The organism is Actinomycetospora sp. (genome assembly GCF_055612215.1).
Map to the genome: position 1 here is coordinate 1 of NZ_JBVPVA010000427.1, position 10,278 is coordinate 10,278.

General features: G+C 75.7%; 8 protein-coding genes. 1 reads left to right on the forward strand and 7 read right to left on the reverse strand.

Translation table 11 applies throughout. The features are described from left to right. Positions 1-652, forward strand: a 652-nt coding sequence (locus tag AC0CYZ_RS12070; RefSeq protein ID WP_472215591.1) for a beta-keto acid cleavage family enzyme, incomplete at its 5' end; no start/stop codon positions are given. A 10-nt stretch (positions 653-662) separates the two neighbouring features. On the opposite strand, the gene AC0CYZ_RS12075 is transcribed toward AC0CYZ_RS12070, so the two are convergent. From AC0CYZ_RS12075 to AC0CYZ_RS12105, 7 genes are all read right to left on the reverse strand, one after another. Next, positions 663-1,334: a response regulator transcription factor gene (locus AC0CYZ_RS12075; RefSeq protein ID WP_472215593.1), complete on the reverse strand. Its 672-nt coding sequence runs from the start codon at positions 1,332-1,334 to the stop codon at positions 663-665. Positions 1,335-1,572: 238 nt separating this feature from the next. Continuing rightward, positions 1,573-3,591, reverse strand: a complete 2,019-nt coding sequence (gene dxs / locus AC0CYZ_RS12080; protein WP_472215595.1) for a 1-deoxy-D-xylulose-5-phosphate synthase — start codon at positions 3,589-3,591, stop codon at positions 1,573-1,575. Between the two features lie 128 nt (positions 3,592-3,719). Next, positions 3,720-4,304, reverse strand: a complete 585-nt coding sequence (locus AC0CYZ_RS12085; RefSeq protein WP_472215597.1) for a class I SAM-dependent methyltransferase — start codon at positions 4,302-4,304, stop codon at positions 3,720-3,722. Then, complete coding sequence (locus tag AC0CYZ_RS12090) at positions 4,301-5,653, reverse strand: M20 metallopeptidase family protein (RefSeq protein ID WP_472215599.1); 1,353 nt, start codon at positions 5,651-5,653, stop codon at positions 4,301-4,303. Before AC0CYZ_RS12090 ends, AC0CYZ_RS12085 begins: the two co-directional genes overlap by 4 nt. Then, positions 5,650-6,846 carry an amidohydrolase family protein gene (locus tag AC0CYZ_RS12095; RefSeq protein WP_472215601.1) on the reverse strand — a complete coding sequence of 399 codons (1,197 nt, stop codon included), beginning with the start codon at positions 6,844-6,846 and terminating at the stop codon, positions 5,650-5,652. Before AC0CYZ_RS12095 ends, AC0CYZ_RS12090 begins: the two co-directional genes overlap by 4 nt. Then, positions 6,843-8,039, reverse strand: a complete 1,197-nt coding sequence (locus tag AC0CYZ_RS12100; protein ID WP_472215604.1) for a class I SAM-dependent RNA methyltransferase — start codon at positions 8,037-8,039, stop codon at positions 6,843-6,845. Before AC0CYZ_RS12100 ends, AC0CYZ_RS12095 begins: the two co-directional genes overlap by 4 nt. 97 nt (positions 8,040-8,136) lie before the next feature. Continuing rightward, positions 8,137-10,278 (reverse strand): APC family permease (locus tag AC0CYZ_RS12105; protein WP_472215602.1); only part of this gene is annotated, 2,142 nt, incomplete at its 5' end.

A 10,278-nucleotide genomic window follows, 5' to 3' on the forward strand; every position in this document is an offset into this window, starting at 1 on the left:
CCCCGACCTCCTGCTCTACCCGACGATGGCCGCGGGGGCGCGCGGCATCCCGGTGGAGACGCGCTGGGCGCACGTCGAGGAGCTGGCCCGGCGCGGAGCGATGGCGCTGGTCGATCCCGGCTCCGTCAACGTGGGCCTGACGAGCGACGGGTCGGTCCCGGCCGCCGCCGCACCCGGCCCGTACCAGAACTCCTACGCCGACGTGGCCCACATGTTCGCGCGCAGTGCGGCCCTCGGCGCCGCACCCAGCATCTCGATCTTCGAGCCGGGCTTCCTGCGGACGACCCTCGCCTGGCACCGGCGCGGCCTCGTCCCGCCGGGCGCGATCGTCAAGCTCTACTTCGGCGGCGCGCTCGAGTTCGGCCTGCCACCCACCGAGCGTGCCCTCGACGCCTACGTCGAGCTCCTCGAGCCCACCGGCCTGCCCTGGTCGGTGGCGGTGCTGGGCGGCGATGTCGTCGGCTGCGGTCTCGCCCGGCTCGCGCTGGAGCGGGGCGGGCACGTCCGCGTCGGGCTGGAGGACCACGCCGGGGCGCGCACGCCGTCGAACCTCCACCTGCTCGACGAGGCGACGTCGCTGCTCGAGGCGCTCGGCCGGCGCCCGGCGACGTGCGCCGAGGCCCGGGAGATGCTCGGGGTGCCCGCGGGGTGAGGGCCGCCCGTCAGACCCGGGCGGGCGCGTCGGTGCGGACGCGGTAGCCCGACCCGACGACGGTGTCGATGATCCCCGGGTCGCCCAGCTTCTTGCGCAGGGTCATGACGGTGACCCGCACGGTCGTCGTGAACGGGTCGGCGTTCTCGTCCCAGACCCGCTCGAGCAGCTCCTCGGAGGACACCACGGCCCCGCCGGCCGCGAGCAGGACCTCGAGGACGCCGAACTCCTTGCGGGTGAGGTCGACCGGCTCGCCGTCGCGCAGCACGGTCCGCTTGGCCGGGTCGAGCACGACGCCCGCCGCCTCGAGCACCGGGGGCGTCGCGGGCGTGGCGCGCCGGCCCAGGGCCCGGATGCGGGCCACGAGCTCGGGGAAGTCGAACGGCTTGGCCAGGTAGTCGTCGGCGCCCAGCGCGAGCCCCGCGACCTTGTCGCGCAGCGCTCCGCTGGCCGTCAGCATGATCACCCGGGTGACCCCGCCCGCCATCTCGGCGCACAGGTCGTCCCCGGATCGGCCCGGGAGGTCGCGGTCGAGGACCACGACGTCGTAGCGGGTCACCGAGGCCTTCTCCGAGCCGGTGTCGCCGTCGTAGGCGACGTCGACGGCCATGCCCTCACGACGCAGCCCCCGCGCCAGCGCGTCCGCCAGGGCCTGCTCGTCCTCCACGATCAGAATGCGCACGCCCTCCACGATGCCACCGCGTGCCTGAGCGGGGGCTGAGGATTCGCTGGGCGGATCTCGTCGATGGGGCGGCTGGGTGAACGGCGCCGTCCTGACGTCAGGTGCCAGGAACGTGCCGTTGCTGGCCGGGGGCCCGGGCCGACCCGACGGGTGAACGGCGCCGTCCTGACGTCAGGTGCCAGGAACGTGCCGTTGCTGCCGCAGGAGGGCGAGGCCGGAGACCCCGAGGCGGGGCCGGTCAGCGGCCGGCGTCGCCCGCCGCGCGCGGGAACGACGCCACCGGCACGTCGTCGGGGCGCCCCGAGACCCACTCGGTGACCCGGCGGGCCACGTCCTGGTCGGTCAGCCCGGCCGCGGTGAGGATCGCGCCCCGGCTGTCGTGGGCGAGGAACTCCTGGTCCAGCGCGATCTGGCGCACCGGGACGTCGATGCCGGCCTCCGCCAGCCGGTCGGCCACCGCGGAGCCGAAGCCGCCGTGGCGGCCGCCGTCCTCGACCGTCACCACGAGCCGGTGCGCCGCCGCCAGCTCGCACAGCACCTCGGGCACCGGCTGGACCCAGCGCGGGTCCACGACCGTGACCCCGATCCCCTGCGCGGTGAGCCGGTCCGCGGCCTCGACGCCGAGCTGGCCGAAGCCGCCCACGACGACGAGCAGCACGTCGGGCACCGACGGCGTCTCGGCGTCGTCGAGGCGCTCGACCGCGGTGGGCCGCGGCGCGGCGCGCGAGAGCCGGCCGGGCTCGGCGAGCACGTCGACCGCGCCCGGGCCGCCGGTCGCCGCCACCCCGCCCGGCCCCAGCCGGCGCAGCGCGGGCACCTCGCCCGGCACCGCGCCCTTGGACCAGCGCAGCGCGGTCGGCCCGTCGGAGACGTCCACGGCCTCGCGCAGCTGCTCGCGCAGGGTCACCGCGTCACGCGGGGCCGCCACCCGCAGCCCGGGGACGATCCCCATGACCGCGAGGTCCCACATGCCGTTGTGGCTCGCGCCGTCGCTGCCGGTGACCCCGGCGCGGTCGAGCACCACGGTGACGGGCTCGCGGTGCAGGGCCACGTCCATGAGCAGCTGGTCGAAGGCGCGGTTGAGGAACGTCGAGTAGATCGCGACGACGGGGTGCAGGCCGCCGTGGGCGAGCCCGGCGGCCGAGGTCATCGCGTGGGCCTCGGCGATGCCGACGTCGAAGAGCCGCTCGGGGTAGGCCTCGCCGAACGCCGAGAGCCCGGTCGGGCCGGGCATGGCCGCGGTGATCGCGACGACGTCGGCGCGCTCGCGGCCGAGCTCGAGCATCGCGTCGGTGAACACCGAGGTCCACTCGCGCGGCTTCGGGCCGACCGGCAGGCCGGTGTCCGGGTCGAGCACGCCGACCGAGTGCATCTGGTCGGCCTGGTCCTGCTCCGCCGAGGGGAAGCCGCGGCCCTTGTAGGTCACGGCGTGCACGATCACCGGCGCGCCGAAGTCCCGCGCGGCCGACAGCGCGGTCTCCAGGGCCGCGACGTCGTGGCCGTCGACGGGACCGACGTACTTGATGCCGAGGTCGGAGAACAGCGCCTGCGGGGTGATCGCGTCCTTCACCCCGGCCTTGGCGGCGTGCATCGCCGAGTACAGCGGGCCGCCCACGACCGGGATCTTCTGCAGCGCCCGCTTGCCGTGCTCGAGGACCTCCTCGTAGCGGGGCGCGAGCCGCAGCGTCGAGAGCCGCTCGGAGAGGCCGCCGATCGTCGGCGCGTAGGAGCGGCCGTTGTCGTTGACGACGATGACGACGGGCCGGTCCGAGCCGGCGACGTTGTTCAGCGCCTCCCAGCACATGCCGCCGGTGAGGGCCCCGTCGCCGACGACGGCCACCACCCTGCGGTCGCGCCCCAGCAGCGCGTCGGCCTTCGCGAGCCCGTCCGCCCAGGAGATCGCGGTGGACGCGTGGGAGTTCTCGACGTGGTCGTGCGGGCTCTCGGTGCGGCTCGGGTAGCCGGAGAGGCCACCGCCCTGACGCAGCCCGTCGAACTCCCCGGAGCGGCCGGTGACGATCTTGTGGACGTAGCTCTGGTGCCCGGTGTCGAACACCAGCGCGTCGCGCGGGGAGTCGAAGACCCGGTGCAGCGCGAGCGTCAGCTCCACGACGCCGAGGTTCGGGCCGAGGTGGCCGCCGGTGCGGCAGACCTTGTCCACGAGGAACCCGCGGATCTCGGCGGCCAGCGAGTCGACCTCGCCGGGGGCGAGCGCCTTCAGGTCGGCCGGGGTGCGGACGCGCTGCAGCAGGCTCACTGCTCCTCGCCTCATCTCTGACGGGTCCCGATCGCCCGACGAACGGGCCCGGTCAGTCTACGGAGGTCCGCAGGAGGTGCGAGGCCCGCACGGGGCGCGCGTGACGCGTCAGACCCTCCCGGGCGCGGTCAGTCGGTGCGCGGGCGGCGGGCCACGTAGACGACGGCGGGCGGCGCGTTGAGCCACACCGTGCGGCTGACCACCACCTCCTCGAACGTGGCCTCGAGGTTGCGCTGCACCTGCTTGGCCGTCGGGAAGAAGCGGATCCAGGCATGCGCGAGCTGCGTCACGGCGCCGCCGGGGGCCGCGAGGCGGGCCAGCAGCGGGAAGATCGAGCGGTCCTTCGGGGCGGTCGCGAGCCAGGGCAGCCCGGAGACCGACAGGTCCGCGCGCACCCCCTCGGCGAGCAGCTTCTCGACGGCGGCGTGGGCGTCGTCGCAGATGACCTCGACCTCGGGGTGGCGCTCGCGCAGGACCTCGGCCATCTCCGCGTCGAACTCGATCGCGATGTGCCGGCCGCGGCCCCGCAGCACCTTCTGGACCTCGTCGGTGACCGACCCGGTCCCCGCCCCGAGGTCGACGACGACCGGGTCGCCGGTCTCGGGCAGCGGGGCGATCGCCTGCCGGCAGAGCGGCGGGAAGCTCGGGAACAGGGCCGCGACGTGCAGCGGGTCGCGGAGGAAGGCACGGCTGAAGTGGCGGATCTCGGTCACCGGGGCTCCTGGGCTGGTGCGGCTGGTGCGGCGGGTGCGGCTGGTTCGGCGGAGGGGGCGAGGACGCCGCCCGCGGCGACGACGGCGGCGAGCAGGGCGCGGGCGACCTCGCCGACCATCGCGTCGTCGGGCGAGAACGCGGGGTGGTGCAGGCCGGGGGCGCTGCCGAGCACGGCGTCGGGGTCGGCCGTGCCGACGAACAGCATCACGGACGGGACGGGCGGGGCGTCCTCCCCGGCCGAGTAGTGGGAGAAGTCGTCGGCACCGCACGAGCGGAACGTGGTGTCCAGCACGAGGCCCGTGGGGCGGGCGGGGCGCTCGCCGCGGCGGCGCCGTCCCAGGGCCGCCGCGATCGCGCCCGCCAGGCGCTCGTCGTTGACCACGGCGGGCTCGTTGGGCACCACGTGCATCTCGCCGGTGCACCCGTGGGCGGCCGCGGTGTGCTCGACGACGTCGCGGACGGCGGCGAGCATCTCGTCGCGGTCGGCGTCGAGGGCGCGGACCGTGCCGCGGGCGGTGGCGAGCGCGGGCACGACGTTGGGGGCGCTGCCCGCCGTCAGCTGGCCGATGGTCACGACGCCGGCCTCGAGCGGGTTCACCCGCCGCGACACCACCTGCTGGACCGAGACGACGACCTGCGCGAGCGCGAGCACCGGGTCACGCGTGCGGTGGGGGTAGCCGCCGTGCCCGGCGCGACCGTGGACGGTGATCTCGATCTCGTCGGACGAGGCGTTGACCGGGCCCGGCCGGGCGGACACGACCCCGCGCAGCAGCTCGGGCTGGACGTGCACCCCGAGCACGGCGCCCGGGGTGTGCGCGCGGAAGGCCTCGGAGGCGACGACGTCGGCCGCGCCGCTGGGCGCCTTCTCCTCCCGCGGCTGGAACACCGCGAGCAGCGGGGCGGGCAGCAGCTCGGGGCCCGCCGCCGCGACCGCGCGGGCGACGGCCACGAGCGCGGCCACGTGGACGTCGTGGCCGCAGACGTGGGCGGCGGGGTGCTCGGGGTCGGCGACCGACGCGAACGCCAGCCCGGTCGCCTCGAGGACCGGGAGCGCGTCGAGCTCGGCCCGGACGGCGACGGCGGGCCCCGGCCCGCCCAGGCGCAGCATCCCCCCGGTGCCGGCCACCGGCTCCAGCACCGACCCGAGCGCCGCCGCGACCGCGTCGCGTGAGTCGGCCTCGTCGCCGGACACCCGGGGCTCGCGGTGCAGGACGTGCCGGAGCTCGACGGCGGCCGGCAGCTCGGCCTCGAGCGCGTCCGCCAGGTCGGCGGGGACCTCCGGGGCCGGGGCGGCCGTCTCGAGGGTCGAGCCCCGCTGCGCTCCGTCTCCCGACGCCGGCCCGCTCACGCGGGCATCCGCGCGTAGACCCGGCGGGCGTTCTCGCGAGCGATCATGGTGGCCACCCGTTCGGCGTCGGCAGGGGACATCTCGTCGGTCGCGCAGGCCTGCTCGAGCAGCCCGCCGAGGGCCGCCCGGAACCGCAGCGCGCCCAGCAGGTGCAGCTCGGGCAGGCCGTAGGCGTCCGAGGCGTAGAGCACCTTGGCAAAGGGAGCGAGCTCCAGCATCTCGGCGACGACCGACCGGGCCCGGGCGCCGACGTAGGGCACGGCGAGGCTCACGTCGACGTGGACCCCGGCGAACACCTGGGCGAGCCACGCCGCCTGACGGTGGTACGGGTAGGTGTGCAGCAGCATCAGCGGCACGCCGAGGGGCTCGACGAGCCGCGCGAAGCCGGTGAGCAGCGCCGGGTCGGCGCGGTGCAGGTCCTCATCGGCGTCGCCGAAGCCGGTGTGCAGCTGCAGCGGCAGCCCGGTGTCCAGGCCCGCCCAGATGCCGTGGCGCAGCAGCACCGGGTCGCGCAGCGGGGCGCGCTCAGCCGCCCGCCGCGGCAGCCACGCGTCGGCGGCGACGGCCACCTCGGCGGGCTCGGGCCGGCGCGGGTCGACGTCGAGGCCGGCCCGGTAGGCCAGCACCGTCTTGCACGCCACGGGCAGCGGCCGCCGCTCCGCGGCCGTGCGCCGGGCGATCTCGCCGGCCACCGCCTCGCCGTAGTCCGCGGCGTCCACCCCCGCGTCGGCGACGTCCTCGGCCACCGCCTCCAGGCGCACCACCTCGCCGACCGGCACGCCCGCGGCCTCGGCCAGCTCGTCGAGCCCGAGCAGGCCGTCCGCGGCGAACCCGTGGTCGACCAGCAGTGACGCCGTGCCGGCCGCCCGCAGCAGCGCCCGCGACGAGCGCGCGGTGCCGATCTCGGCGCGCCGGGTCAGGTAGTCGTCGGGGCCGGCGTGCGGGGGCAGCCCCAGCACCGGGGAGCACCAGCGGCGCACCGAGAAGCCGAGCGCGGAGTCGAACGCCGAGGTCCCGGGCGCCGGGCCCTGTCCCTCGGTGAGCAGTGCCTCGAACGCCGGCCGGTCGAGGTCGGCGGCCGTGACCGAGTGGCAGTGGTGGTCGACCAGCCCCACGCCGTCGAGGAAGCTGACCGGCCCGGCCGGGACGAGGCCCAGCGCGACGAGGCCCTCCGGAGGGGTCGGACAGCTCACCCGGTCTCCACGGGGACGGGCTCCTTCACCAGGGTCGCCACGCACTCCACGTGGTGGGTCATGGGGAAGGCGTCGAAGACCCGCAGCCCCTCGAGCCGGTACCCGGTCTCCATCAACGCCGCGACGTCGCGGGCCAGGGCCGCCGGGTCGCAGGCCACGTGCACGATGCGCCGGGCCCCCACCGCCCCCAGCCGTGCCGCCAGCGGCCGCCCCAGACCCTTGCGCGGCGGGTCGGCGACGATCACCGCGGGGGGACCGTCGGATCGGGCGAGCCCCTCCAGCACCTTCTCCACCCGCCCCCGCACGACGCGGCAGGCGGGCAGGTCGGCCAGGTTCGCCGCCGCGGCGGCGGTCGCGTCGGGGTCCGACTCGACGTCCACGACGAGCCCCTCCGGGCCCACCCGCTCGGCCAGCGCGGCGGCGATCAGGCCGGCGCCGCCGTAGAGGTCCCACACGGTCTCGCCGGGACCGACGTCGCCGACGCCCTCGAGCGCGGCGGCCACCACCGCGTCGGCCGCCCCCGGGTGGACCTGCCAGAACGCGGGCGCGGGGAGCTCCCAGTCGCGTCCGGCGGCGCGCTCGTGCGCCACCCCTGACCCGATCTCCGGGTGCCGCTCGCCCTCGAGGAGCTCGGCGGCGTGGGTCTCGCCGGCCGCGTCGTGCACGATCTCGATCTCGGCGGTCGGCGTCCACTCGTGGTCGATGACCGGGGCGAGGGCGCCCGGCACCGCGATCGGGCAGTCGCCGACCGGCAGCACCTCGTGGCTGCGGTGCGCCCGCAGCCCGGGCCGGCCGTCGTCGGTGACCGCCATCCGCAGCCGCGTGCGCCAGCCCAGGGGGCCGCCGGGCAGCGCCTCGCACGTGACCTGCCGCTCGATGCCGGCCAGGCGGGCGAGCTGCTCGGCGACGACGGTCGCCTTGAGCGCGCGCTGGGTGTCGTGGTCGGCGTGCTGGAAGTCGCAGCCGCCGCAGCCGCCGGGCCCGGCCCAGGGGCAGGCCGGCTCGACCCGGCCCGGCGCCGCGCGGAGCACCGTCACCGCGTCGGCGCGGCAGAAGGACCCGCCGCCGTCCTCGGTGACCACCGCGTGGACCCGTTCGCCGGGCAGGGCGTGGCGCACGAAGACCACGCGGCCCTCGTGGCGCGCGACGCAGTGCCCGCCGTGGGCGACCGCGCCCACCTCGACGTCGAGCATCCGGTCGACCCACGAGTCCGCGGGCTCGCGGACCGTCGGCACCTCCGTCGCCGTCGGGGTCGTCGACGGGACGGCCGTCGTCACGGGGCCGCCCGGGTCAGCGGACATCGGCACCGGGGCGCGGGGACGCCCCGTCCGGACCCGCGGGGTCCTTCGGCGAGGTCGTCGTGCCCGAGGCGGTGCCCAGCGGCGGCACGGCCCCGGTCGCGGAGGAGTCGCGTCGCGGCGGGCCACCGCCCACGCCGGGCGGCGGCGCCTCGTAGCCGCGGCGCGCCGAACCGGGGGCCACCGGCGCCCGTTTCGCCGCCGCACGCGCGGAGGATTCGAGCTGCCACGGCACGCTGACGACCATCACACCCTTCTGGAAGAGGAGCCTGCCCTTGAGCCGCAGGGCGCTCTGGTTGTGGAGCACCTGCTCCCACCAGCGCCCCAGCACGTACTCCGGGATGAACACCGTGACGACGTCGCGCGGGTTGTCGGTCCGGATGCGCTTGACGTACTGCAGGATCGGCCGGGTGATCTCCCGGTAGGGCGATTCCAGCACCTTGAGCGGCACCGGGAGCTGGCGGGCCTCCCAGTCGGAGACCACCTTGCGGGTGTCGGAGTCGTCGACGTTGACCGTGACCGCCTCGAGGACGTCGGGCCGGGTCGCGCGGGCGTAGGCGACCGCCCGGAGCGTCGGCTTGTGGACGGTGGAGACCAGGACGATCGCGTGGTTGCGGCTGGGCAGCACGCCCTCGAGGACACCCTCGGGGGCGGCGATCTCCTCGGACACACGGTCGTAGTGCTTGCGGATCGAGAGCATGAGCGCGAACGCCAGCCCGCCGGCGACGATCGCGATCCAGGCGCCCACCGCGAACTTCGTGATGAGCACGACGACGAGGACGACCCCCGTCATCGTCGCCCCGAACCCCGACACCAGCCGCGAACGCCGCAGGCGGCTGCGCTCCTCGCTGCCGGTCTCGGTGCGCAGCAGGCGGTTCCAGTGCCGCACCATGCCGGTCTGGCTCAGGGTGAACGAGACGAACACGCCGACGGTGTAGAGCGGGATGAGGGCCGTGACCTGGGCACCGAACCCGACGACGAGCACCACGGCGAAGAAGGCCAGGAAGATGATGCCGTTCGAGAACGCCAGCCGGTCCCCGCGGGTGTGCAGCTGGCGGGGCAGGTAGCGGTCCTGGGCGAGGATCGAGCCGAGCACCGGGAAGCCGTTGAAGGCGGTGTTCGCGGCGAGCACGAGGATCAGCGCCGTGAAGATCGTCACCGCCCAGAACCCCGGCGCGAAGCCGTGGAAGATCGTCTGCGCGAGCTGGGCGATCAGCGTCTCCTGCTTGTAGCCCGGCGGGGCGTTGACGAGCTGGGTGTCCGGGTCCTCGGCCAGGTGCACCCCGGTGGCCCGGGCCAGCCCGAGCATGCCGCCGAACAGCGCCACCGCGATCAGGCCGAGCATGGCGAGCGTGGTCGCGGCGTTGCGCGACTTGGGCTTGCGGAACGCCGGCACCCCGTTGGAGATGGCCTCGACGCCGGTCAGCGCCGCGCAGCCCTGGGTGAACGAGCGCAGGACCAGGAACGCGAGGGCGAACTGGGAGAGCTGGTGGTCCTCCCCCACCACCCCGATCGAGGCGCTCGGAGCGGTCAGCGGCTCGCCGGTGAGGGTCAGCCGGACGACCCCCACGACGACCATGGCGACGAGGCTCGCGATGAAGCAGTAGACCGGGATCGCGAACGCCGCCCCCGACTCCCGCACGCCGCGCAGGTTGATCGCGGTGAGGATCGCGATCGCCACCACGCAGAACAGCACCTTGTGGGTCCCGACGAACGGGATCAGCGCCCCGAGGTTGTCCGCCGCCGAGGACATCGACACGGCCACCGTCAGCGTGTAGTCCAAGAGCAGCGCGGAGGCCACGGTGAGCCCGGCGGCGCGGCCGAGGTTGACCGTCGCGATCTCGTAGTCCCCGCCGCCCGACGGGTAGGCGTGCACGTTCTGCCGGTAGCTGACGACCACGGTCGCGAGGACCAGGACGACCGCGACGCCGATCCACGGCGAGAACACGTAGGCGCCGAGCCCGGCCAGCGACAGGGTGACCAGGACCTCCTGCGGCGCGTAGGCCACGGAGGAGAGCGCGTCGGAGGCGAACACGGGCAGCGCGATGCGTTTGCGCAGCAACGTGTCCGAGAGCTCGTCGCTGCGGAACGGGAGTCCGAGCACGAGGCGTTTCGCGGCGGTCGCGAGCCTGGG